Source organism: Allorhizobium sp. DMC15 (assembly GCF_056314065.1).
Window position 1 is genome coordinate 91338 of sequence record NZ_JBQUZB010000007.1, and the last position, 24161, is coordinate 115498.

Consider the following 24161-nt stretch of genomic DNA (forward strand, 5'->3'; position numbering starts at 1 on the left):
AGAATCACTACTGGTAGTATGCGAATGGCAGCAATTGTGCGATATGTGGACATCACGTAGTTATTGCGAAGAGAGAGTTCAAGTATGGACTTCAGAATTTTGGCGCTCAGCGGCGGCGGCTATCGTGGGCTCTACACGATAGCCGTTCTCAAGCACCTCGAGCAGCAGGCCGGACGCCCGATCGGCCAATGTTTCGATATGATCGCTGGCACGTCGATCGGCGGGATAATCGCTATAGGGCTGGCGCTCGGCAAGAGCGCAGCGGACATTGAGCGGGTGTTCCTGGATCGCGGGGCGGATATCTTCCCCCGTGGCAACTCGATGGTCGGCAGGCTTCTTTCGAGGATCAAAAAGCCCTACGGAGCGAAATACCAGAATCTCGAACTTCGCAAGGCCATCGAACAGGTAATTGGTGGAAGTGCGCTCATCGGCGATGCGAAAACGAGACTGCTGGTCCCCGCCGTGAACATGAGTGCAGGGCAAGTGCAGATGTTCAAAACCCCGCATCACGAGAGCCTTGTCTGGGACAAAAATCTTCTCGCTGCCGATGTCGCGATGGCGACGTCGGCGGCCCCGTATTTTTTCCCGATGGCTGGAATCGGCAATTCCCGGTACGTCGACGGCGGCATCGTTGCCAACGCGCCGGACCTGTGCGCGCTGCATGAAGCCACCCATTTTTGCGGACAGGACGTCGCCGACGTACACGTCCTCAGTATTGGGACGACCTCCTCCAAGTTTTCTTTGCCGAATTCGCTCGGGTCCGATCTCGGCGCGATCTCCTGGTTTCGAAAGGACCGTCTTCTGTCTGCCGTCATGACGAGCCAGCAGCAGCTTGTTCGCTTCATGATGACGCAGCAGCTCAAGGATCGTTTCCTGCGAATAGACGAAGAGCCCTCGAACGAGCAAACGTCAGATCTCGGCCTCGACATAGCGGACGAAAAGAGACGGAAGACATTGCTCGGATTAGCTGAAAGCTCCTACAGGAACGTCGCCGCCCGGCCACAGATCCAAGCCTTCCTCAGCCATAAGCCAGTTCCGCCAGAGTTTGTTGCCAATCAGGCTGCGACAACCTCGCGGTAGCGATCGAATCGATCGTAAAGGCAGAGCATGAACGATGCGAGACTCAGCGAGTTTATCTATCGATCGCGCCCCGCTCAGCCTGTTCCCCAGTTCGTTCTTGGTGCGGACCCCATAGTATTTGTTACAAAATTCCCCACGCCCGAAACCTCCCCCTCCCGGTCATCTCCCTGAGGCCGAGCTCCAAAACGATCCGCCGCGCCGCCTGCGGCGTAACCTCCAGCGTCTTCGCCACCATCCCGGCCGACACAAGCGGTTTTGCCATGACCAGCTCGACCAGTTCCGGCAGTTTTGACGACGTTCGTCTTCCCGACAATTTGCGCTCCATCATCTGCCGAGCGAGTGTCAGCCGATCATGCTCTTTCATGCCGATCTCAGCGGCCGCCAGAAGGCCGTGGGCAATGGCGATCAGCCGTGTCTCGCGATCGCGGTGACGGCGTCGATCGACCGGAATGGTTTTGAGCCCGAGGTTGATCGCCGCGAGATGAGCACCCGACGTAATGCCGGCTTGGCGAAGGATCGACGCACAAAACAGCCGGCCGAGCCAAGGGGCGTGCTGAAGCACGGAAAGCTCGTTCCACGTATCCAAGGCGACGATGGCCTTCAGCGCTGCTGGAAGGTGTTCGGCCTGGCGCAGCACAACGCGCCATTCATCCAGCCGGGCATCCTCGTCCCAGTCCAGATCGTAGACCAGCGGATCCTTTTCGGCCGAACGGTTACCGCCGGCGTGCCCCGGCCGTGCGGCGCTCTCGATCGCCGCTTCTGACCGGGCGAGCACCGCATCGATGGCGGCATAGTCGACGCCGGGCAGATTTCTCGTGTCGTCACCATCGTCCCTCTCACCTTCTGGAGCGATGGAGACCGGAGGTCGCGTGACACCAGCGGGCTCCGCCACCCCGGTGGCGGAGCCCGGATTGATGTCCGACGTCTGCCGCAAAGTTCGGACACCCTCAGCCGACAGCGCCCAAGCGGGAAGCTGGCCGGCAATGCGTCGGCGGGTGCGGAGGACGTCGCGAGCGATTGTCAGTTCGTGGGTGGGTGTGCGGATATCGCGGGTGGCGTCGTGCAGGACGAGGTCTTCGAGATGAACGAGCTCGCCGTCAATCCACAGCGAGGCGCATGCATCTGTGAACTGCGACCGCTCAAGAAAGCCCGCGCCGACTGGCGAACGGGCGATGCGCTCGTCGAGACGGGTCATGGCGACGGCCGCGTCAAAGGCGGGCCCCATCAAGTTTGAAATGCTGATTTTCGCGAGATCGTAAGCCATTGAAATTATGGTAAATGACTTCTTATAGGAACTCTATATGAATTTTACGGTTCCTCACATGGTATGATCGCTGGCTGGGGCTCTAACAATCGATAAGTAACCCTTATCGGAGGTGATCGAGTCCGACAGGTTGACCAACCTCAAGACAGCGCCTAAGTTTTGGGAATCCGAGCTGGAGAAGGCGTCGATGAGCACCACCGTCAAGATTTCAGAGGCCAAGGCACATCTGTCGGAGTTGTTGGCGCGTGTCGAGGCCGGCGAAGAGGTCATCATCGCCCGGGGCAACGATCCGATTGTGCGGCTTTCGCGCGTTCGCAAGGAGACCGATCGGCAAATTCTGCTCGCAGAAGTCCGAGCCGCGCGCACCAAGATGCAGCCCGTAACGCATGAGGAGATCATGGCGTGGCGCGACGAGGGGCGCCGGTGACGGATTTTGTGATCGATGCATCGATGGCAATCGCCTGGTTGGTTCCAGAGGAATTCACCGATTCCGCCGATGCCTTGGTCGCGACGATATCGGATGCCTGCATCGCCCCTTCTCTATTCTGGTTCGAAGTTCGCAATATCCTTGCAATGGCCGAACGCCGAGGTCGCCTCGGAACGGGTGGTGCATTGATCTCCATGGAAAGGCTGCGCAGATTGCCGATCGACGATGCCGGGATTGGCAGCGACAGCTCGATCCTGCTCTTGGCCTCAAGCCATGTCATCAGCGCCTACGACGCAGCCTATCTCTCTTTGGCACTCAACAGGAATTTGCCTTTGGCAACTCTGGACCGGAAACTCGCCAATGCGGCTCGCAAAGAAGGTCTCACCGTCCTCGGGCCATATGCGCATGGGGACTGAACAGTCTCCGGTGACCAGGCGCGTCGCCGAACTCGATACCATCGCTGCAGTGCTTCCGATGGAGCGGCGCGACGAACTGGCGGAACTTCTAACCGACCAGGATGTCGAGACGCTGCGCCATCTGGTCAACCAGGGCATGGGCGAAAACACCCTGCGAGCGCTTGCCTCTGATCTGGCCTATCTACAGGCATGGTCCCTCGCCGCGACCGGACGATCGCTCCCCTGGCCCGCACCTGAAGCTCTGCTTCTCAAGTTTGTCGCCCACCATCTCTGGGATGCGCAAAAGCGTCTGACGGATCCGGATCATGGCATGCCAGATGACGTCGAGGACAAGCTCCGCATTCAAGGATTTCTACGATCGCCCGGTCCGCATGCGCCTGACACCGTGCGCCGGCGCCTTGCCACCTGGTCGACGCTGACGAAATGGCGCGGGCTCAATGGCTTTTTCAGCTCCCCTGCCCTCAGGTCCTCCATCCGGCTTGCCGTGCGCGCAACACCACGTCCCAAACGACGCAAGAGCGCCAAGGCGGTGACAGGCGATGTCCTGTCGAAGCTGATTGGCACATGCCTAACCGACAATCTGCGCGATGTCAGGGACAAGGCGATCCTGATGGTCGCTTTTGCCTCAGGTGGCCGGCGTCGCAGCGAGATCGCTGGCCTCCGAAAAGAGCAGTTGCAGCCGGAAGAGCCGATCCAGCTTGATGGCGCCCCTCCCCTACCCTCGCTGTCTATTCACCTGGGACGCACCAAGACCAGCGGCGCGGACAATGAAGAAGTCGTCTACCTCACCGGCCGGCCCGTCGACGCGCTGAATGCCTGGCTCGCACTTGCCAGGATCGAAAGCGGCAGTATTTTCCGGGCGATCGATCGGTGGGGCAATGTTTCGCGCCGGCCCTTGGATCCGAAGGCGATCAGCGACATTCTCAAGCAGCGCGTTGAGATGGCAGGGCTCGATCCTGCGGAGTTTTCTGCCCACGGACTGCGGTCCGGCTATCTCACTGAAGCCGCCAACCGAGGGATCCCGCTTCCGGAAGCCATGGAGCAATCACGTCATCGATCCGTTCAGCAGGCGTCGGAGTACTACAATCACGCACAACGGCGAAGCAGCAGAGCATCGCGCATGCTTGATTGATTGATTGAGAAATATCGGCCTCCAGAGCTTCATTCGAACTTCGACAACCGAGACGCCTAGCGAACGAAACTGATGGCGCCAGTTCAAAAAGGCTCTTGATGATAGATTTTCGCGTGAGTTGATGGCTTCAAAGGCAGCAGAGTGTCCGTCGCCGCATTCTGTCCTGCGGCGGCGATCGGCTGATCAGTCCCCAACAGTTTCCTGTTCTTGCTCATATCCCCGCCCGGGATTGCGCTCGGGCTCGTTGAGAAGAGTTACGCTCGTATCCGCCTCCTGCCCGTCGACCACGAGCGTCTTGACCACCTGTGCCATGGCGTTGATTTTCACCAGTTCGGGATCAGCCCATGCTTGCTGGCAAGCTTAAGGATCGAGCCCTGGCAACATGTTACTCTGAATTGCCGCTCACCTTCAGAATCCGATGGGGCGCCACTACTTGAAGTAGTGCAAAAGCCTCGCGCAAGGCTGCAACTTCATGCTGCACCTATCACTTCTGTTCGCGCAATTTTAGCTATTTTGAGGTTCAAGGATGCAGATACAATCTAGCTACTCGTCATCGTCTTATGTTGCCCCGACACGAGCCTCTAGGAATGAGGGCCAGACATCTAACCATGCAGCGCAATCAGAGCAGAAACCACTTCTTGAACAAATGCTCGAAAACCTGCGCGAAGACGCAACCGTAAGTGACCGAATTACTGAAAACGATGACGGCACTTATAGCTTTGACGTTCGCGCTAGTGGGTGGACAGATACTAGTTTTGCCGCGTATGCAATCGTGTTGGAGCTTAACGGAGGCAGTTTTAGCCTAGTTGGGAAGACCGATAGTGTTAATCCCACCAAAGCGGACACAGATTTATTCAAACAAATGACTGGATACAACATGCTCAGCTTAGGGGGTAGTTTAGTTGTACTGGACGATGATGGGTTTCCCCCTGCGAAGGCTGATCAATCTGCCGTAAATCAAGCGTTTGACTTCATAGTCGATGTCGCTAGTTTCCGGTCTTCAGGATACCTGGACGGCGAACTAACCGCTGAAAACGTGGGTGCGTTCCTTTCAGCGTTAAATATTGTGCCCGGTTCCAGCGCTTTCATAGACCAACTTCTCGAAGAGCTGAACAAGGCTGCTGCACCCACTGTAACTGAAGATGACACCGTGGCGGAACTTATGAACCTGGTTACGACCTGAGGCGCGCCGAACGCGCCTCAGGTCGGCTGCCTCAGGGGGTTGTATAATAGACTGTAGCGCAGCTTGACTTTCCTGATCGATTCACCAAGCGCGTGGCGTTGTATTCAACCCGGGCTTCCATTCTTACTGTGATGTTTGCATCTTGATTAAGAAAGAACGTCGTATCGAAATTCGGAGTTGTATACTCTTGCCACGGCGTGCATTTTTGCTGGTGACATATCCTCATTTTCAGCGTGCCAAACGAAGGAGCGTCATAGTTCATCTTTGCCGTTACTCGGTTGAGAGTGCTGCCGGCAGATTGGACGCCAGTGTTGTAGTTCGTGGTATATGTGACATTAGTCTGTGAGATGTACGGCGCAAAGCCACACGCAGAAAGGCTAGAATCGGCGGCCATTGCCCCTGTCGACAACAATGAGATGGCAGCAGCGATAACGTGAATTGATTTTCGCATAAAAGAACCCTCTAAAGTTACATGCGAAAGAATCCTGCTCGCTTGGCGAGCTTTAATCTACTGTGAATTGCCGTATGTGAGTTGATGCACTCGACTCTCTGCTCGCTTTCGGCGAGACATGTGTTTTTGCCCCGGAAACTCACAAGTGCTGACCATCCAGAACGTGCGAAAGGAATACAGCAACGGAGCAGTCGGCCGCCGCGTTGCTCTTGACTGTGTGAACTTGCACTTGGGTCAAGGTGAATTCTGCGCACTTACGGGGCCATCTGGCTCGGGAAAGACAACCCTGATGAATCTCATTGGGTTACTGGATCGTCCGACGGCCGGCACTATCCGCTTCGGTGGTCTTGTCACCGACGCTCTGGTCGCGGACCAAGTGGCAGAGCTACGCAATCATTTCCTCGGTTTCGTCTTTCAATCATTTCATCTGCTGCCCCGTTACACCGCGCTCGACAACGTATGCCTGCCACTCGTTTACCGCGGAATAGGCAAACAGGAGCGTCGCGCGATGGCCGCCGCCGCATTGGATCAAGTGGGGCTTGTCGATCGCATGATGCACCGCCCGGACGAACTCTCCGGTGGGCAACGTCAGCGTGTGGCAATCGCGCGTGCGTTGGTGGGTAAGCCGTCCCTACTGCTGGCCGATGAACCGACGGGCAATCTCGACAGTCGCTCCGCCGAGGCCATCATGTCCCTGTTTCTCAGACTAAACGAGGACCTCGGCCTGACTATCGTAATCGTGACGCACGACCCGCAGATCGCCACAACCTGCCCGCGTCGACTACTGATGCGAGACGGCCAGATCGTCGAGGATACTGCCGTTGCAGGACGCTTGGTGTGCGCATGATTCGGGCAGCATCGGGCATCACTGTGGAAATCATTCGAGAAACGATCGAAGATATCCGGCTGGTCAAAGGTCGTTGCATTTTGGCGCTCGTGGGGATCGCCATCGGCACCGCCGCCGTGGTCGCTATGCTGCATGTCGGACACAATGCAAGCCGGGAGGCGTTGAGGCAATTCGAGGCACTTGGAACTGATCTGGTACTGATGCAGCCGCAAGCCTCAGGGAATACTGGCGCAGAGGTGGGGCTAGTAGACGTGCTTGCCTTACCTCGACAGGGCATTGGGATTTCCGACGTTTCTGCCATGGTGCAGACCGGTGGAGACATACGAGCGAGACGGTCTGACGTTCAGGCAAACATATTGGCGGCGACAGACGGGATCTATGCGCTTGCTAAGGCAAAGCTTGCCTATGGGCGCCTCACATCAGACCTCGATGGCTTTTCTCCTTTCGCTGTCCTCGGCGCAGAAATTGCCTTCAGTCTCGAAGGACCCAACGAGGACAAAATTGCCGTGGGCGAACGGATCACTTTCAATGGCCAGAACCTCACGGTAATCGGTGTCCTTCAGGATGCACCGCCCAACGTTTTGCTAAACCTCGAACTCAACCGCTCCGTAATCATCCCGTTTGCGGCAGCGCGACGCGTCACTTCGCAAGTGGCCATCTCCCAAGTAGCAGGGCGACTGTCATCAGGTGCGAATGACGAACAAACGGCTGAGGCTGTTGCAAGATATTTCGAGCCATTGGTCACGAATGGGTTCATGCATGTCGCGACTGCCCGGCAATTGATTGCCAACATTGAGCAACAGATGAAGATCTACGCCACGTTGATCCTCGGGATCGGCGCAGTGTCACTGGTTGTCGGCGGCGTCGGCATCATGAACGTGATGCTGATGAGTGTGATGGAGCGACGACAGGAAATCGGCTTACGATTAGCACTCGGCGCAAGGCGTAAAGATATCCGCCTTATGTTCCTCGGCGAGACGCTCTTCCTGGCAGCGATTGGCAGTGCAATCGGGACTGCACTCGGCTACCTCGCTGGTTGGCTATTCGCCAGCGGTTCGGACTGGCAGTTCGAACCCGCACCACTCGCCGTCCCGCTCGGCGCCGGCATGGCGCTTGTCGTTGGACTGTTCTTCGGGATCTACCCGGCATTCCTTGCCTCGCGCCTCGACCCTGTCGCCGCCTTGAGGAGCGAGTAATGAAGTCTGTTCAATTACCTCTCACGGCGTTCTTGTGCGTATCGGCGATGACCTATTGTGCGGCCGCCGAAACGAACATCCCGATCCCTTCCCCTCGCCCGGACTTCATCCCGCAAACCGCCAGCCAACAGCAACTGACGCAGCGCACCAGGCTTGAAGGCGCACAGATGACGCTCGCCGATGCGGTGTTTCTCGGCCTTCGCAACAACCGAAGCATTAAAAGCGCCTATATCGATCGGGTCGCCCAAAAATTCGATCTACGTGTTGCCGAAGACCGGTTCAGCCCGCAGTTTTCGGTATCGGGTGAGATCGCACGTCAGCGTATTGGAAATGTTACCAGTACCACGATTGATGTCTCCCCTGGTGTGTCGTTGCAGACGAAGACCGGCGCCATCTTTGATTTCGGATGGGGCAACTCTGCCTCACTTGAAGATGGCGGCCGCACACTGACCTCCGCAGCCGAAGTTTCTTTGGAACAGCCATTGTTGCGTGGCGCAGGGGTGGAAGTGAACATGGCGCCGGTGCAACAAGCTCGGCAAGGAGAAAAGATCAATCAACTCCGACTGAAGGCTACGGTAGCCGAGACAATCGGCAGCATCATCTTCGCCCATCGCGAGCTCTTGCTGGCGCAGGAAGAACTGACACTCGCGGAGGACTCCGTTTCGCGTGGTGAGGAGTTACTGAACATCAACAGAGCTCTGATCGCCTCGGGCCGAATGGCTGCCATGGACTCGGTACAGACGGAAGCCGATTTGGAGAATCAACGGCTCAGGGTGCTGCAGGCGAGGCAACAGATCGAAGCGGCGAGGCTCGCGCTGCTGAACCTGCTCGGCCTGGATCTCGGAACGAAGATTGTTGCGAAGGAAGTCCTGGCACTGAAGTGGATCGACGCGAACCTTGACCGATTGATCCCCTTAGCTCTCTCGAAAAGGCAAGATTACCAGGGGCAGCTGCACGTAGTAGAACAAAATCGCCTTGGTATCACCGTTGCGAAGAATGAACAGCTTTGGGATATCTCACTGTTCGCAAGGGGTCGGTTCGGTGGAGAATTTGCAAGTGGCACCTCTACGCAGCCGATTTCAGACATAAGCGGTGGCCTGCGCTTCACCTTTCCAATCAACGACCTTTCGCGGCAACAGCGGCTCGTTCAGGCCGACACAACCTATCTTGGTTCAGAGCTGCAATTGGAGGAAATCCGTGCAGGGATAGAAACGCAGATCCGCGGAAGCGCTGCAGAAGTACGACTGTTGTGGCAGCAACTTGCAACCGCCGAGAAATCACGTGATCTGGCCGCACATGCCATCGACATCGAAAAGGTGAAATTGAACGCCGGTCGCTCTACCACCTTCCAGATTCGATCCTTGGAAGACAATCTTCGAAATGCGGAAAACCAGCTTCTTGCCGCCAGGATCGGCTATCTCAATGCCCTGACACGGCTTGACCTTCAACTGGGCACAACGCTGGACACCTGGCGCGTTGCTCTGAAAAACTGACCCATGACGAAACTGACAAGCGACCCAATGCCCGAAACGTCAACAACGTACGGCGATCACGAAAATTCTTCTCGGCCCGTCCGATCAGATCAGACAAGCCGATCGATCCTTTGGTCAGCTATTGCTGCTGGAAGTGTAGCGTCCGTGCTAGCTGCCGGTGCCTTCTCCTGGGGGCTAGACAGCGCCCCCCCTGCAAGCGCTCTGGAGACAGCAGTTCCGACAGAGCGAGAGTTTATCGTCCAGCCACAGTCCGTAGTGCAACACCTCGACATCACCGGGACTATTAGCGCCGGCAAGGCAATCGCGATCGTGGCCCCATTCGATGGAGTGATCCGAGAAAAGCGGTTTCAACTCGGGGATCACGTCGACGTCGGTGATGTGGTGGTTGTCATGGACACCAGCGAGATCGCAAGCCGCTACCGGGATGCGCAGTCGTCCTATATCAAGGCAGCCATTGCTGCCGAGGCACTGAGCAAATGGGACAGCAGCCCGGACGTGCTGCGTGCGCGCCGATCGCTTGAAGCGGCAGAACTCTCATTATCGATGCTTGATCGGCAAGTCAGCGAACTGAAGTCCCTTCTGGATCAGGGGATAGTGTCCCGAAATGAATACGAAGGGCTGGTTCAGCAGCGCGATGCGCAGCGTAACACAGTCGCTGGCGCAAAGGACGATCTGACCGCAACGCTGATGCGCGGCAACGACGACAATCGCCAACTTGTCATGTTGGAACTTGAAAATGCGCAGAGCCGACTCAATGATCTGAAGCAGCAGATGGCTGGCGCGAAGGTTGCCACAGCCGTGGCAGGCATACTGACAAGGACGCCGATTAACGAGAGCGGAGACGCCCCACTCGCAACAGAGCCCGGGGCAAGCGTCACTCGAGGAGCGGCACTCTTTTCCGTCGCAGACACCAGCACCTTTCTCGTGACTGGCTCGGTTGACGAAATAGACGTCAATCGGGTGAAGCTGGGCCAAAGGGTTAGCATTACCAGTGACGCCTTCCCCGATCATGCGATCAATGGGCAGGTTGTCAATGTCAGTGCAGAAGCGGCAGGATCAGCTAACAGCGGTCGTCCACCTTCCTTCGACATCAGAGCGTCGTTCGTGGTCGAAGACAAAGAACTGCGCCGAGCAATCCGCATCGGTATGTCGGCCCGAATGACAATCGAGACCTATTCGAACGAGGCAGCGCTTATCATACCACCATCAGTGATAATTCGGAGCGAGGCTGGACCTCAAGTCAAGCTGCTGCGACACGGTCAGATTGATTTTCAGCCGGTTGTACTTGGCGCAACATTCCCATCTGGCGTAGAAGTTGTGTCAGGGTTGTCTGCTGGTGACGTTGTTTTTTCACCACCATGAATCTGCTGCTTTCCAGAAGGTCAGGCCAGCTGCGGAAATTATCTCAGCCCCCCGAAGTGCCCGGGCTTAACCTACTGTTCGATTCCATTGATTACGGAATATGCCATCTGACGCCTAGCCTTCATCCAAATCCAACCAACACGGATCGAATAATTTTACCTACTCAAAAATAAAGGAACGATATTAAGGTGCGTATTTTAGATGAAGCCATTGTAGAGCTGTGCTCGTTTAAAGACGCGCTCGATCAATATTTAGAGGTCAAAGATGCTGTTGCCTTAGGTGACGTAAATTTGGAAATAACCCCCACTGACAGCGGTCAGATTCTTAGATTACCTCGCGAAGCGATACCCCCGGGATTTTTTATGGAGCAGGTGCTGCCTTTCAGTTCGCCGAAATTCGAATTGGGGAATGTAGCTTGTGACACGTTGAGCCCAAGGCAAGTCATTGGCGGTACTTTTGGTCGCTATGGATTGGTTGAACCGTCCATAGTTATGGATACATCAGACAAACTTGTAGCTGACAACCGTTTGAACCATCCTCAATCCGCAAGAGTAACACAGGTGGGCGAGTTAAAATTGTTTGTCGCGTACGAAGGCAAGAACAGGATCGAGCTGTTTAAAAAATTCCGACGTACGATGAAAGCTTTCGTCAGCCCTTCGCCGTTTCCGAAGTCGGGAGATTTGGCGCTGGTAAGGTTTACCTTCACCGAGCACTGGGGTGTAGAGTTCAAAGGCGAGCTTCGGGTTTTGCCATACCCTAAGCCCGTAGTACGTCTTCTCGAAGCTTATGGTGTCACCACTCACAGAAGTTCGTTTGACCCTTTCATTGCAAGCAAAGTCAAAAAGTTGAGAAGGGAGATTTTGAGCCAGCGAATGACTGGCTGACGCAATGCTACCTGGGGATGCGGTGACATTGTACTGCTCCGGCCGCCAAACGATAATCACAAGCGATGGTGACCCTAGCCCCATTTGATCGTAATCGATCGCGTTCCAGTAGGCTATACCTCCTGAGACAATGTCCGTGAGACACAAATCAGTGTATCATTTGGGTTGATTTTGCAGTTATGAGACGCTATCCACTGAAGGTCTAGAACCTAATGAGACGTTTCATGGCAATTTATGGATATGCGCGGGTCAGCACCATCGATCAGGATCTGGCGATTCAAGAGGCGGCTCTGAAGGCGGCGGGGTGCACGGTCATCCGGGCGGAAAAGAAATCCGGATCGACCAAGCAGGATCGGAAGGAGCTTAACACGCTTCTGGAATTCATGCGCGAGGGTGACAGCCTGGTCGTAACGCGGGTCGATCGGCTGGCGCGGTCAGTTGGGGATCTGCAGGACATCGTACGGCTGCTCAAGCAAAGAGGGGTGACGCTGAAAGCGACGGAACAACCAATCGACACCAGCTCGGCGGCCGGCAAGGCTTTCCTTGATATGCTCGGCGTATTTGCTGAGTTCGAGACGAACCTTCGTAGAGAACGACAGATGGAAGGAATCGCCGCAGCAAAAAGCAGAGGGGTCTACAAAGGCAGGAAGCCCCATGTTGATGTTGCTGAGATCCGCCGACTTAAATCCAACGGGATGGGACCAACAGAAATTGCCAAGACCCTGAACATAGGTCGGGCGAGCGTGTATCGGGCCCTTAGAGACGCATGATCAAAGGGCGAGATGGCGACATAGCGCCGGAAGCAGGCGTTGCGGTTTCACCGCGAGTGTTTACGTTACGTAATACCATAACGCATCATTCGAATTGTGGAACTCAGCTCCCGAATTACTCGCCGATTGGGCCTCATTCAGCTGCATCCAATAGTTCGGGGCATTATCGGCTGGCCTGCCGCTCTCATTAGTTCCGGCTAGCAGAACCATATGTGCCACTAGGTGAGTGGACACGCCGCGGACTGCTTCAAGAGCGGTCCCATTCCAAATGCGAGGGTCGCTAAAGCAACGAATGTCGCGATCGAGAATATGGCCAGCTCAGCCAAAGCAAATACCGAAGTGAGTTCGGAACTGAACCCTCGGCCGTAACCTTCGCCTCTGCCGCCTGCAGTTACCGTTTCGGGTCACGCGGACCGTTACAACAAAGCTGCATTCCATCCACGACTAGTATATAGACGATGAAGCGCCTTGTACATCTCGTGGGGGCCCATCTCGCCAGCGTAACAGGATTGACGCCAACCCTATGGGTTCAAGAGCGTCCGTGCCACCAGAATTAAGCTGTACAACAAGCCCACCGAAAGACCGACAAGGGCTACAGCCTTGTTCGCTTTAGATGCCAACCTTGTCGATCTACGTGTTGATCGCCGACCGTATGGCGTCATGATGCACCCCGCACAAGGTATATGATCGCATACCACTATGACTCGTATTAGCCGACTCTACTACGACAGCCGTACCTCAAAATAAACATAGGGCTTCGATCCATTTTTAGGAACTGCCATGACATCGTAAGAGGCGGCACGATCTGAGCCCATCCCGAGGGATCCCCTGGGCATCCCTGCTACCGCCAATCCCGCGATGAGTGGCCGCTCCTTCAGAAGCCTTTCGGCAGCTGCCAGGGGCACGTGTCCCTCGAGATAGTAGCCATCGACTGTTGCCGTGTGGCAGCCCCAGACGTCAGTGGGAATGGCAAGCTTTTCCTTTACTGCATCGATATTCTCTACATTTCGAACCTGCACCTGGTAGCCCGCGTCTTCGAAGGCCTCGGCCCATGCCTCGCAACATGGACATTCCGGATCCTTCTGAACCACCAAAGTCGTGCCTTGTGCCATTGCCAACGTCGGCAAGATGCTGGCCACGACTGCCGAACATAAGAACTGTCTTCGTTTCATTTGACCGTCCGCTAAAAATGGCCGCCTCCGGGTTTCCGGCGGCGGCCTTCACGTCACTTTACTTGGGTAACGGTCAGCTTTCCGTTGACCCGATCGGCGATGAACTCGACAGTCGCTCCCTGCTTCATTTTGGCGAGCACATTATCGTCGGCAACGCTGAAGACCATGGTCATTGCCGGCATCTCAAGGTTCTTCAGCTCCTCATGGATGAGCGTCACTTTCTTGGCTTTTTCATCGACCTTCTTCACGGTACCCTTCGTGAATTCCTGCGCGGCGACACCCACGGCGGACGCGATCACGATCGCAGCGACGGTAGCGAATTTCAGCAGAATTTTCATGTTACTGTTCCTAGATTGACTTTGACTACTTTTGGGCGACCGTTACGTCCCCGTGCATCCCGGCGTCATAATGGCCTGGAACGAGGCAGGCGACCTTGAACACACCATCGTTTGTGAAGGTCCACACGATCTCGCCGGACTTGCCCGGTGCAAGTCTGATGGCATTCGGGTCGTCATGTTCCATATCTGGAAACTTTTCCATGACAGCCTTGTGCTCCATCACCTTGTCTTCCTGGTCGAGGACGAATTCATGATCGAGTTCGCCAGCGTTCTTGATCGCGAAGACTATGGTTTGCCCTTTTCTGACCTTGAAGTTGTTCGGGGTGAAAATCATTTTCCCGTCATCTGTCTCCTTCATGGTCACGCGAATGGTCTGCGTTGCCTTAGACTTGTCGCCGGGCTGTCCGACAACCATTTCACCGTGCCCGCCTGCGTGTTCGCCTGAAGCAAACACCGGTGACGCGAAAGTTGCCAGCAAGAGGCCGATAAGTGCAGTTTTCATGTTTTTTTCCTTGTGTTGGATTGGGATCGTCAGCCGTTATCTGACGGCTTCGGAGTGAGTTTGGTTTGAGCGTCTTTTGCTTTGGGGGCTTCCGGTAGCGATCCAGTCCACTCCCAGGCTTGGGTACCGGGCGGGTTCTCGTACCAACCCGGATCGCTGTAATCTCCTGCTGAGATACCCTCCCGGACCTTTACAACGGAAAACATCCCGCCCATTTCGATCGGACCGTGGGGACCCCACCCGGTCATCATTGGCACGGTGTTTTCCGGTATTTCCATTGACATCTCACCCATGTCTGCCATGCCCGCGGTACCCATGGGCATGAACTCCGGCTGGAACTGCCGGATCTTTTTCGCAACCTCTTTCTTGTCCACGCCGATAAAGGTTGGAATGTCATGTCCCATCGCATTCATAGTATGGTGCGACTTGTGGCAGTGAATTGCCCAGTCACCGACATACTTAGCGTCGAACTCGTACGCTCGCATCGCACCTACCGGGATGTCGATGCTGACCTCCGGCCAGCGTGCTTCCGGCCGGACCCAGCCGCCATCTGTGCACGTCACCTCGAAATCGTATCCGTGCATATGGATCGGATGGTTGGTCATCGTCAGGTTGCCGACACGCACCCGGACCCTGTCGTCCTTTGAGACGACCAACGGATCGATGCCTGGAAATACCCGGCTGTTCCACGTCCACAAATTGAAATCGGTCATTTCCATGACACGCGGAACGTAGGTTCCCGGATCGATGTCGTAACCGCTCAGCAGAAACACAAAATCCCGGTCAACTGGCATGAAGGTCGGATCTTTCGGATGAATGACGAAAAATCCCATCATGCCCATCGCCATCTGCACCATTTCGTCCGAGTGCGGGTGGTACATGAAAGTGCCCGATTTTACGAGATCGAACTCGTAGACAAACGTTTTGCCGACCGGAATGTGGGGCTGTGACAACCCACCAACACCATCCATGCCGGACGGCAATATCATGCCGTGCCAATGGATGGTGGTATGCTCCGGGAGCTTGTTGGTTACGAAAATTCGAACGCGGTCGCCCTCTACGGCTTCAATTGTAGGCCCAGGAGACTGGCCATTGTAACCCCAGAGATATGCGGTCATTCCTTCCGCCATTTCTCTCTCAACCGGCTCGGCGACCAAGTGGAACTCCTTCACGCCGTTGTTCATCCGGAACGGCAGCGTCCATCCATTCAGGGTCACGACCGGATTGTAATCGGGCCCGGTGGAGGGTCGGACTGGAATCTGGGTGGCTGCCGAATCCATGAGGGCAGCTTCTGGCAGTCCCATGTTAGACGTCTGGCCCCAAGCCTGCGATGAAACCAAGGCCGCACCCGCGGCGCCAGCTCCCAAAAGTTGTCTTCTGCTGAACATAGTCTGTCCTTTCTCAGTGACCGCCGGCCGGCGCGTCTTCGGCTGAAGCAACCTCAGCCTCGGCTGTAGCCGAGCCCATGGTTCCGCCGTAAATGACGGGCGCAAGATTTGCTTCTGCAAGCCAGAAATCACGTTTCGCGTTGACGGCAAGCATTGTAGAATCGATCTTTTCTCGAGTATCCGCGATCAGCTCGAACGTGCTGGTGATCATGCCGTTATATGTCAGCAGCGACTGCTCCTCGATGGCGCTACGAAGCGGCAAGACACTATTTCGGTAGTGGCGAGCTATGTCGTAAGTCGAGCGGTACGCCAGATATGCAGACCGCGCCTCAGAGCGTACGTTCACCGCTTTCTCTGCGAGCTGGTTGGCTGCGCGCATATAGGCGAGTTCGCCTTTGCGCAACCGCGCTTGTCCGGTATCAAAGATAGGGATGGTGAACTCGAGAGAGCCTGTCTTCGAGATACTCCGGTGAATTGCCCCATCTTCAAGCTCACGTTCTTGTTCTATCATTCCTACAAGCTCAATGTCCGTAACGAACCGGGTGACGTCCTCCAGCTTGTAAGAACGAGCGGTAGATTCAAGCTCGAGCCGGGCAATCTGAAGGTCCATTCGCTTTTGAATGGCTTCAGCTTCGATGTCATCGCGCTTGATGAGGGACTTGGGCAAGGACGGAAGTCTGTTGGGAACCTGGAAATCGATATCCGTTCCGTACAGACCCATGAGCCGGATCAATTCCTCCTTGGCCAGCTTTGCCTCTAGGCGCGCCTTCGCCGTTTCGCCAGCAAGTTCGGCGTAGAAAACATGCTCACGCGCCTGATCGGCCTTCGTCAGCGACCCGGCTTCACCTAGCTTCTTTGCCAGTTCAGATGCCGAGTCAGCGGTTGCCTTCGCCTGGTTCAAGTAGGCAACGTTTTCCCAAGCTGCAACAGCGTTAATCCATGCCCGGCGAGTTTCGGCCGCAAGCGAAATCGACGCCAAGGCCGCATTAAGCTGCGCCTGCCTGAACCGCATTTCCGCCAATTTGATGTTTTTGTCATATGTCGCCAGAGCAACGATGTTTGCAGCAATGGCACCTTCAAGGACGCGGTATGCTTCCAGGCCCGGTGTGCCGATTCCGGACAAGCCGACCGAGAACGAGGGGAGCACAGCCAGCTGTGTCTGCCAGGCATCCGCGGCGCTATCACCTAAATCTGCATAAGATGCCTGAAGTCCTTTGTTGTTGAGCAAAGCGACTTGCACCGCGGTCTCAACATCAATGGTCTTTTTCGCCATCAGTGCTCGCACCCGTTCGCGAACCTGCGCAGATTGCTGTTGATTTTGGACCCAAGCAGTTTGCTTCCCGGTCACTTCCGAACTTTTCGCCGCAACATCGGTGAAGCCCGCATCTTTCATGGAATACATTGTGCCAACACAGCCGCTGGCGAAAACTGGCAGCACCAAGGCCGACATCAATTTGAGTTTACGCAGTCCCATTATGCACCTCCGTTCGGAGCCTGAGCGTCATTCAGACCGCGCCAAGGCTTAGGGTCAACGGGCTCGCGGTGCGAGTAGGAACCCAGCGGGCTTTGATAGGCACTCGGCACGACGGCGACTGCCGCGTCCGGATTGTCAGAAGAGGCTACCACCTCGGGCAGCGTGGATGCGCATCCACTCACGAAGAGTGGCAGAACAGCCATCAGGAACATACGTTTCATGGCGGGAATCCGAAAATAGATGAAAGGCGCGTCAAAGCACGTCGAGGCGCAAGGACACAGCAAAGCCCAAAGAAGGTTATCTATCGTTCAGATGTTGGGAGGCAGATGCAGCCGCGGCGCCAAACCCGAGCTATCTGCGTCATCGACGATGACCCGGACAATCTCGACGCGACGGTGGTCGGCCGCCTGAACATTGCAGTCAATGGCAGCCACTGAGCAGTAGTCTTGACAACACTGTTTATCTGATCCGCCGGAACCCGCATGATCGTGTCCATCGTCGGAGGCAACAGTGTCGTCCATGGCGGCGTCACCACCGCCATGGGACATCGAATGGTCAACATCGACATCTTGAGAGCTGAGCGGCAGTTCCAGATGCATCGCCGCATTGACCGCAGACAAGCTATACCCTGCGAGTGACACGATAATCACCGCACGAAGGGCCAGCGCAAACGCTGCGGATGCGAATCGACGAATTCCGCTCATGCCCGATAGAGCCTCCAACTTCTGACCATTGTCAAGCAACTCGCTCTCAACTCCGCCTAGGGGGGAGCGTGTGCAGCAATTTAGTCACACATGCAATCCCGAACGGGCATCAGCGGCTGCGGCTATTACGAAGATACTCCGCCTGCGGGTCGATAATCGCTACAGAGCCATAACGGCTGTTCGTACGTTCAACCCAGCCGTTATCGAGAACACGGAAAGTCACGTCTGGATCAGACTTCGACGTCGCCGAGTCTCCCGGATTTCCATGTCCCTGGATGATCTTTGAGATTGGCGGAGCAGACTCGCTCAGCAGAGTGTAGGCGAATGCGCCAGAGTTCGCGGAGATCAGGGCAACTGCGGCGATTACGGTTCGTTTCATCATAACTTTTTCCTCGTTTAGCACTGCTTTCGTGCAGCGTCCCAAACCTAAAGCGCCTGTTTGTCCGCCACCTGTCGCTGAATTTACAAATTTGTAAGCTGCGACGGTGATCACCGCCGCAAGTTTGCCTAATTCGGCGTGCGTCGAGAGTGGGCTTTGGCTCTGTGAGAAGCCGTGTTGGAAAGAATGTTTCAGATGAAGATACTCCTCGTAGAAGACGATCAAGTTACAGGGAGCTACCTGGAAAAGGGTTTGAGTTCGGCGGGGCACACAGTTGATTGGCTGAAAGACGGCCGTGACGCGCTGGCGGCCGGATTGGACGCGACGTACGAGGTAATCGTAGTAGATCGTATGATCCCGGGGCTCGATGGCTTGAACCTGGTAAAATCCCTGCGTGCCGCATCAGTACGAACAGCAGTGCTTTTCTTAACAGCTATGAGTAGCGTGGACGATAGAGTAGAGGGACTAGACGCAGGGGCTGACGATTACCTAGTGAAGCCCTTTGCCTTCTCCGAGCTGACGGCCCGGATAAATGCGCTGGTTCGACGCCCGCCAATTGTATCTGAAACGACAAAGTTGCGAGTCGGTGACCTCGAAGTGTGCCTGGTGACGAGAACGGCATCTAGGTCAGGTCAGCGCCTGGAACTCCTGCCACGCGAGTTCTCGCTTCTAGAACTGCTTATGCGAAATGAAGGCAGAATCCTTACAAAGACGATGCTGCTCGAGAAAATCTGGAACTTTAACTTCGACCCTCAAAGTTCGGTGGTGGAAACACACATCAGCCGCCTAAGGGCAAAAATCGACAAGCCATTCGAGAGGCCTCTTCTGCACACCGTGAAATACACCGGTTACACGCTCCATGCTCGCGGGTAATCTATACAAGAGCACCGCCGTCCGCCTGGCCGCAATATACATTGCTCTATTTAGCGTTGCTCATTCCGCAGCGACGATCTCGGCCTATCAGATGGTTTTGCGGTTCCTGGATACGCGACTGGATGCGAACGTCACGGAACGGTACCGAGAGATCTCCTCTGCCTACGAAGCCCGCGGTCTAGGCGGCGCAATCCAGATGATCGAGAGCCACGGTCCCGCCATTGAAGGCGAAGAAACCTTGTACACTTTGCGCGGACCCGCTGGAGAGCAAATCGCTGGGAACGCCAGCCTGGCTCAGGTGCCGCTCGGCTTCTCGGTTTTGTTTCCCAAGGACCAGCAGGCGAACACATATCACTACAAGGTCTTCCGGGGTCGCCTCGGAGAATTTGATCTGACCGTTGGCATCAGCTACGGCGACACTGACCACTTGGCGGGAGCCGTGTTGACGAGCTTTGGTTGGGCAACAGTGATCATCATGACCCTTGGCATGAGTGGCGCGGCATTCTTGGCCTATCGAACTAGACAGCGCATCCTCGATCTCTCACGCGCAGCACATCAAATTGGACACGGTGAGCTGGCCAAACGACTGCCGGTCTCTTCCCGTATGGACGATATCGACGTGCTCTCATCCGAGGTCAACGTTGCTTTGCAGAGATTGGAAGCCAGCGTGACCGGAATGAAGCAGATTACCACCAACATCGCACACGACCTCAAAACTCCGATCGGCCGAACGTTTCTCCTATTAGACGACATACTAGCCTGCGAGCGTTTGGATGAGGCCAAGCATGGAGTATCGTCAGCTTTAGCCGAGCTAAAGACTATCGCAGACACTTTCGATGCCCTCCTTCGTATCGCGCAGATTGAAGCGCGGAACCGCAGCATCAATTTTCGCGAATTCGATTTGAGGCCCCTGATCAGCGAACTCTACGAAATTTACGAACCTATCGCCGCAGATGGCGGATACGAAATAGCGCTACAGGTCGTCGAGAACGGTGCATATTCGGTGGAAGGCGATCCCGATCTGATCAGGCAGATGATTGTTAATCTCTTGACCAACTCGCTACGTCATACTCCCAGCGGGTCTAGAATCACAATTGAACTCTCGCGCCGGCTGGCACATATCGAGCTTTGCGTTTCAGACGACGGAAGCGGCATTCCTCAAGACGAACACGACAAAGTTTTCGACCGTTTTTATCGTTTAGACAAAAGTCGGACTACCCCGGGTTCGGGGCTTGGCCTCGCCATGGTTAAAGCGATCGCGGAGCTACATGGTACTAAACCTCGACTTCAGGACAACGGCCCAGGGCTCAAAGTGGTCATCGAACTGCCAATAGCCGTGCCTCGATAGCGGTCATCGCTCTAATGTTAAATTTCTGCGCGCAGGTTGCCATCGCTCTTTGCGCGGCCCAACAGGAGGCGACTAAACGCTCGGCGTCCGTGCTGCAACTATCACCGCTAGGGCATTTCTCAATTCTCCCGATGAACCGGGTGACCTGTTCCCTTGACAGAGAAAAAAACTCCCGCCCCGCGCGTCCGCTGTAAGGGTCATTGTCAGCAAATCGGCTTTGCATCGCCCGAAGCATTTTCGAGCCTGAATGCAACTTAGATGCGTTGCTGACCACGACGATCGAGGCAAGTTCTATTGAAACAATCTGTTACCTTTGCGACACAAACTGCAGCACATCCCCGTGATACACGGCGAGGCTGCACTGTTGATCAACTCTACGGAGAGAACACAATTGGATGCTCCGGCCGAAATCCTGATCGTTGAACCAGATATTCAAATACTGATGTTGGTGGCCAAATTCCTAAGGGAGAACGGGTTTCACGTGCATATTGCGGGGAACCCATTCGTGATGGCCGAGATATTGGAGGGGATCTCGGTCGATCTCATTGTCCTTGACCTCCTGCTCCCGGGTAAGCGCGGGCTAGAAATCTGTCGTGAATTGCGCCGCACCTCCTCAGTGCCGATCATCATGCTCACCGCCGCGTGCGACGAGACCGACCGCGTGATCTGTCTTGAGGCCGGTGCCGACGACTGTTTGCCGAAAGCCTTCAATCCGCGCGATTTGCTGGAATGCGTTGGGGCGGTGCTGCGGCGAAACCGAATTACTGGGAATTCCGCAGCTGAGCGCGCCATCCGACGGTTTGTGTTCGCCGGATGGTCGCTTGACACGATGAAGCGCGAACTTACCGCACCTAATGGTGTCGTCGTAGATCTGTCGAGCGGTGAATACAACCTTTTGCTCGCGTTTCTCGAAGCGCCGCAACGAATGCTGAGTCGCGAGTTCCTGTTGAATGCGTCGCGCGATCGTGCGATCGAGGGCGGTGATCGATCAATCGACGTCCAGGTGAGGCGTCTGCGCCGCAAGCTCGACGGGCACGAAGAGCTCATCAAGACGATACATCTCAGCGGTTATCTCTTTGCCCCACACGTCGTTTGTGCATGATTGGTGGCTGCCGATTGAAGGTATCAACAGTGCTGCTGGTGTGACGAAGCCTCAGCTCGACGATAGCTAGTAATTTATTCGCACAACGCTAGAGTCTGCCGCGATATCAGGCTCGCAGATCACCTATCCCCTTACCACCTCCATGCTGACCGCACCTAAGTCGAAGGCGACTTCATCCAAGTTCTAGTGCAGGGGAACCAGGCGGCGCTCCCTTCAAATCATTGCACATCGGCTTAACGTGCAGCACCCCGGTTTGCCGGATCCGCGAACAACATCCGCTGCACATCCCATTGATTTAGTGATATCATCATATCTCGCTAGCCTTCGGAGGCATCAATGTGGAATCGAATGACTTTGATTCTTCCATTCATGATAGTCGTTTCCACCGTCCAGGCCGGGTCGATAGAATGACAACCATTTCATGTGTCCCACTTCCGCGGTGACGTTACCGTCAGTCTGACTGTGACCTCGCTTAGGACCTCACGTATTCTAGACTATGACTTCGATGTCACCATCAGCCTCACACAAGTCGACGGTAACGGTACGATCGAATACATCGACCAGGGAGTTCACACCGTCCATGTAGAATGTGACGAGCGCGGAAAGGTCATGGTTGGCGGAGCGGTTTACGGACCATTCGGCGGTGTTTACGGAAACGACTGGAAAGTAGACCTTTGGAGATCGGTCTGCATGTCACCGATGTTATGAAGGCGCAGACTTTTTGGCGGCCACCATATTGAGCAGTGTAAGACATTCTCGTGCTGACCTTGACCGAAGATATCCTGAGATCCTGAGATCCTGAACTCACTTCAGAATTCGGTCGAGGCCGTCGTCTGAAGGAGACTGACGATGACATGTACTCGGTTCACGGAAGAACAGATCGTGGTTCGTCCAACGGTGCTCTTGCAGGTATCGGCGGAAAACCTGCAGAAAGGAGGGGACTGGAAGCGTCAACGACGTGGCGAATGATAATGGGCGCGTTGCCCTGGTCCACCGAGGGCTAAGGCGTTGGCGTGGCTGACAGGATTTCTGGTCCGCAGTGAAGCTCGGCAGCCAGTGGTTCAGCGATTGGCCAGTCTCACTGTCATGAGAACAGATGGTAGCCGACCGGGAACATAGGGCAGAATCCGGAACCTTTTCAAGAGCGCGGTGTTACGACAGGCAATCCGGAGGAATAAGGATGTCCCTATCGGACGGCATCAAATCAAGTCTGTTGATGGTAGCTGCCGCGATGATTGTCATCGGTATCTTCGTCAAGGCCACCGCCGTCGCAGCGCCGATCCAGCACTGCGACACTTACTTGGCTGTTCACCACGTCCCGATAAGTTCCCAGGACGGAGCGACAGATAGCAACAACAGTGCTTGCTGTACTCAGATAAGCTGCTGTGTGTTCCCTTCCGAACAGCCCCTCATACTGCCAAACCCGCCCTTCAACTCACCGCGGCCCACTGTCGATTGCCAGCGTCCCCTGCACCTTGGAGCCGCGATTGATCCGCCTCCCAGACGTCGCTCCATGTGAGTGCATTACAGTGTAACCCAGATACAGGAGTTCAAGATGAACACGTTTGTCAAGAATACAGCCGCAGCTCTCGCACTATCCTGCGCCATGTGGGGCTCTGCAGGGGCCGCCGCAGCGCAACCGACCTTCCCCGAAAAATGCAAGGGCGACGCGCCCATGTCTGAAATGTCCATGCCCGGTATGCCGATGACGGGAGGTCACATGGCGATGGAAGGGAGCGGGTCAGATCAGATGGCCAATCTCAGCGATCATCAGAAAGCCTCCATGGAAGGAATGATGTCCATGCATCAGAATATGATGCAGGGCATGATGCAGGAGGATGCCGACGTCGCCTTTGCTTGCGGCATGATTGCCCACCACATAGGCGCGATCAGCATGGCTGAGGTTGAACTGAAGTACGGCGACAACGAAGAAATGAAAACCACGGCTCAGGAGATCATCGATGCCCAGACAAAGGAGATCGAAGAACTAACCGCCTGGGTCGAGCGGGAGGCCAAGTGATGCACCACATGTCCTCCGAGATGAAGGCCTGTATCGATAACTGCCTGGCTTGCTACCGCGAGTGCCTATCGATGGCGATGGGACACTGCCTGGAAACGGGTGGCGAGCATACGGAGCCGAAGCACTTCAAGCTCATGATGGCGTGCGCCGAAATCTGCCGCACCTCGGCGCATTTCATGTTGCTGGGTACCGAGCACCACAAGCACACCTGCCGTGAATGCGCTAAGATATGCCGTCAGTGTGCCGAGGACTGTGAACGCCTGGGCGATATGCAGGCCTGCGTCGATGCCTGTCGCAAGTGTGCTGAAAGCTGCGAGCGCATGGCCGGATAACAAAGTGGCGGGATAAGGATCGAA

The 24161-nt window shown here is 55.6% G+C and carries 26 protein-coding genes; 16 read left to right on the forward strand and 10 right to left on the reverse strand.

All coding sequences use genetic code 11. From position 1 onward, the window contains the following. Nucleotides 1-84: 84 nt before the first annotated feature. The gene (locus tag ACT53S_RS22535) at nucleotides 85-1080 is read left to right on the forward strand and encodes a CBASS cGAMP-activated phospholipase (protein ID WP_476068673.1); all 996 of its coding nucleotides are present in this window, start codon (nucleotides 85-87) and stop codon (nucleotides 1078-1080) included. A gap of 121 nt (nucleotides 1081-1201) precedes the next feature. Here the strand turns inward: ACT53S_RS22535 and ACT53S_RS22540 are convergent, their stop codons facing one another. Beyond that, complete coding sequence (locus tag ACT53S_RS22540; RefSeq protein ID WP_476068674.1) at nucleotides 1202-2344, reverse strand: RHE_PE00001 family protein; 1143 nt, start codon at nucleotides 2342-2344, stop codon at nucleotides 1202-1204. A 187-nt stretch (nucleotides 2345-2531) separates the two neighbouring features. Here ACT53S_RS22540 and ACT53S_RS22545 point away from each other — a divergent pair, with 187 nt between their 5' ends. The 3 genes from ACT53S_RS22545 to ACT53S_RS22555 are packed head-to-tail and all read left to right on the forward strand — an operon-like array spanning nucleotide 2532 to nucleotide 4319. Further along, nucleotides 2532-2771: a type II toxin-antitoxin system prevent-host-death family antitoxin gene (locus ACT53S_RS22545; RefSeq protein ID WP_148169330.1), complete on the forward strand. Its 240-nt coding sequence runs from the start codon at nucleotides 2532-2534 to the stop codon at nucleotides 2769-2771. Then, nucleotides 2768-3187 (forward strand): type II toxin-antitoxin system VapC family toxin, encoded by a 420-nt coding sequence (locus ACT53S_RS22550; protein ID WP_476068675.1) that lies wholly within the window; start codon nucleotides 2768-2770, stop codon nucleotides 3185-3187. The genes ACT53S_RS22545 and ACT53S_RS22550 overlap by 4 nt, the downstream gene beginning before the upstream one ends. Further along, nucleotides 3171-4319 (forward strand): site-specific integrase, encoded by a 1149-nt coding sequence (locus ACT53S_RS22555; protein WP_476068761.1) that lies wholly within the window; start codon nucleotides 3171-3173, stop codon nucleotides 4317-4319. The genes ACT53S_RS22550 and ACT53S_RS22555 overlap by 17 nt, the downstream gene beginning before the upstream one ends. Nucleotides 4320-4502: 183 nt before the next feature. On the opposite strand, the gene ACT53S_RS22560 is transcribed toward ACT53S_RS22555, so the two are convergent. Next, nucleotides 4503-4631: a hypothetical protein gene (locus ACT53S_RS22560; RefSeq protein ID WP_476068676.1), complete on the reverse strand. Its 129-nt coding sequence runs from the start codon at nucleotides 4629-4631 to the stop codon at nucleotides 4503-4505. A gap of 334 nt (nucleotides 4632-4965) precedes the next feature. Here ACT53S_RS22560 and ACT53S_RS22565 point away from each other — a divergent pair, with 334 nt between their 5' ends. The 7 genes from ACT53S_RS22565 to ACT53S_RS22595 all read left to right on the forward strand — a co-directional run bounded on the left by ACT53S_RS22565 (nucleotide 4966) and on the right by ACT53S_RS22595 (nucleotide 12505). Beyond that, nucleotides 4966-5502 carry a hypothetical protein gene (locus ACT53S_RS22565; protein ID WP_476068678.1) on the forward strand — a complete coding sequence of 179 codons (537 nt, stop codon included), beginning with the start codon at nucleotides 4966-4968 and terminating at the stop codon, nucleotides 5500-5502. Between the two features lie 596 nt (nucleotides 5503-6098). Beyond that, nucleotides 6099-6800: an ABC transporter ATP-binding protein gene (locus ACT53S_RS22570; protein WP_476068680.1), complete on the forward strand. Its 702-nt coding sequence runs from the start codon at nucleotides 6099-6101 to the stop codon at nucleotides 6798-6800. Further along, nucleotides 6797-7996 (forward strand): ABC transporter permease, encoded by a 1200-nt coding sequence (locus tag ACT53S_RS22575; protein WP_476068682.1) that lies wholly within the window; start codon nucleotides 6797-6799, stop codon nucleotides 7994-7996. Before ACT53S_RS22570 ends, ACT53S_RS22575 begins: the two co-directional genes overlap by 4 nt. Further along, nucleotides 7996-9489, forward strand: a complete 1494-nt coding sequence (locus ACT53S_RS22580; protein ID WP_476068684.1) for a TolC family protein — start codon at nucleotides 7996-7998, stop codon at nucleotides 9487-9489. Before ACT53S_RS22575 ends, ACT53S_RS22580 begins: the two co-directional genes overlap by 1 nt. Nucleotides 9490-9744: 255 nt before the next feature. Continuing rightward, nucleotides 9745-10851, forward strand: a complete 1107-nt coding sequence (locus ACT53S_RS22585; RefSeq protein WP_476068686.1) for an efflux RND transporter periplasmic adaptor subunit — start codon at nucleotides 9745-9747, stop codon at nucleotides 10849-10851. Between the two features lie 188 nt (nucleotides 10852-11039). Then, nucleotides 11040-11735, forward strand: coding sequence for a hypothetical protein (locus tag ACT53S_RS22590; protein ID WP_476068688.1), 696 nt, complete (start codon nucleotides 11040-11042; stop codon nucleotides 11733-11735). Nucleotides 11736-11959: 224 nt separating this feature from the next. Then, nucleotides 11960-12505, forward strand: coding sequence for a recombinase family protein (locus ACT53S_RS22595; protein ID WP_476068690.1), 546 nt, complete (start codon nucleotides 11960-11962; stop codon nucleotides 12503-12505). Between the two features lie 722 nt (nucleotides 12506-13227). On the opposite strand, the gene ACT53S_RS22600 is transcribed toward ACT53S_RS22595, so the two are convergent. From ACT53S_RS22600 to ACT53S_RS22635, 8 genes are all read right to left on the reverse strand, one after another. Beyond that, nucleotides 13228-13677 (reverse strand): DUF411 domain-containing protein, encoded by a 450-nt coding sequence (locus ACT53S_RS22600; protein WP_476068692.1) that lies wholly within the window; start codon nucleotides 13675-13677, stop codon nucleotides 13228-13230. A gap of 53 nt (nucleotides 13678-13730) precedes the next feature. Next, nucleotides 13731-14015, reverse strand: coding sequence for a copper-binding protein (locus ACT53S_RS22605; RefSeq protein ID WP_476068694.1), 285 nt, complete (start codon nucleotides 14013-14015; stop codon nucleotides 13731-13733). Between the two features lie 25 nt (nucleotides 14016-14040). Next, entirely contained in the window at nucleotides 14041-14517 is a 477-nt protein-coding gene (locus tag ACT53S_RS22610) for a cupredoxin domain-containing protein (protein ID WP_476068696.1), read from the reverse strand. Between the two features lie 29 nt (nucleotides 14518-14546). Continuing rightward, nucleotides 14547-15905: a multicopper oxidase family protein gene (locus ACT53S_RS22615; RefSeq protein WP_476068698.1), complete on the reverse strand. Its 1359-nt coding sequence runs from the start codon at nucleotides 15903-15905 to the stop codon at nucleotides 14547-14549. A 13-nt stretch (nucleotides 15906-15918) separates the two neighbouring features. Continuing rightward, nucleotides 15919-17379: a TolC family protein gene (locus ACT53S_RS22620; RefSeq protein WP_476068700.1), complete on the reverse strand. Its 1461-nt coding sequence runs from the start codon at nucleotides 17377-17379 to the stop codon at nucleotides 15919-15921. Beyond that, on the reverse strand, nucleotides 17379-17600 hold the full coding sequence (locus ACT53S_RS22625) for a hypothetical protein (RefSeq protein WP_476068702.1): 222 nt from the start codon (nucleotides 17598-17600) through the stop codon (nucleotides 17379-17381). Before ACT53S_RS22625 ends, ACT53S_RS22620 begins: the two co-directional genes overlap by 1 nt. An 87-nt stretch (nucleotides 17601-17687) precedes the next feature. Beyond that, nucleotides 17688-18083 carry a hypothetical protein gene (locus ACT53S_RS22630; protein ID WP_476068704.1) on the reverse strand — a complete coding sequence of 132 codons (396 nt, stop codon included), beginning with the start codon at nucleotides 18081-18083 and terminating at the stop codon, nucleotides 17688-17690. 109 nt (nucleotides 18084-18192) lie between these two features. After that, complete coding sequence (locus tag ACT53S_RS22635) at nucleotides 18193-18687, reverse strand: hypothetical protein (protein ID WP_476068706.1); 495 nt, start codon at nucleotides 18685-18687, stop codon at nucleotides 18193-18195. Between ACT53S_RS22635 and ACT53S_RS22640 the strand changes: the two genes are divergently transcribed. The 5 genes from ACT53S_RS22640 to ACT53S_RS22660 all read left to right on the forward strand — a co-directional run bounded on the left by ACT53S_RS22640 (nucleotide 18658) and on the right by ACT53S_RS22660 (nucleotide 24137). Next, complete coding sequence (locus ACT53S_RS22640; protein ID WP_476068708.1) at nucleotides 18658-19335, forward strand: response regulator; 678 nt, start codon at nucleotides 18658-18660, stop codon at nucleotides 19333-19335. The two genes, ACT53S_RS22635 and ACT53S_RS22640, sit on opposite strands and share 30 nt — an antisense overlap. Next, entirely contained in the window at nucleotides 19322-20683 is a 1362-nt protein-coding gene (locus ACT53S_RS22645; RefSeq protein ID WP_476068710.1) for a sensor histidine kinase, read from the forward strand. The genes ACT53S_RS22640 and ACT53S_RS22645 overlap by 14 nt, the downstream gene beginning before the upstream one ends. 391 nt (nucleotides 20684-21074) lie before the next feature. Further along, nucleotides 21075-21785: a response regulator gene (locus ACT53S_RS22650; RefSeq protein ID WP_476068712.1), complete on the forward strand. Its 711-nt coding sequence runs from the start codon at nucleotides 21075-21077 to the stop codon at nucleotides 21783-21785. A gap of 1555 nt (nucleotides 21786-23340) precedes the next feature. Next, a complete protein-coding gene (gene copM, locus ACT53S_RS22655; RefSeq protein WP_476068714.1) occupies nucleotides 23341-23805 on the forward strand; it encodes a CopM family metallochaperone in 465 nt (154 codons plus the stop codon). Then, the gene (locus ACT53S_RS22660; protein ID WP_476068716.1) at nucleotides 23805-24137 is read left to right on the forward strand and encodes a four-helix bundle copper-binding protein; all 333 of its coding nucleotides are present in this window, start codon (nucleotides 23805-23807) and stop codon (nucleotides 24135-24137) included. The genes copM and ACT53S_RS22660 overlap by 1 nt, the downstream gene beginning before the upstream one ends. Nucleotides 24138-24161: the final 24 nt, after the last annotated feature.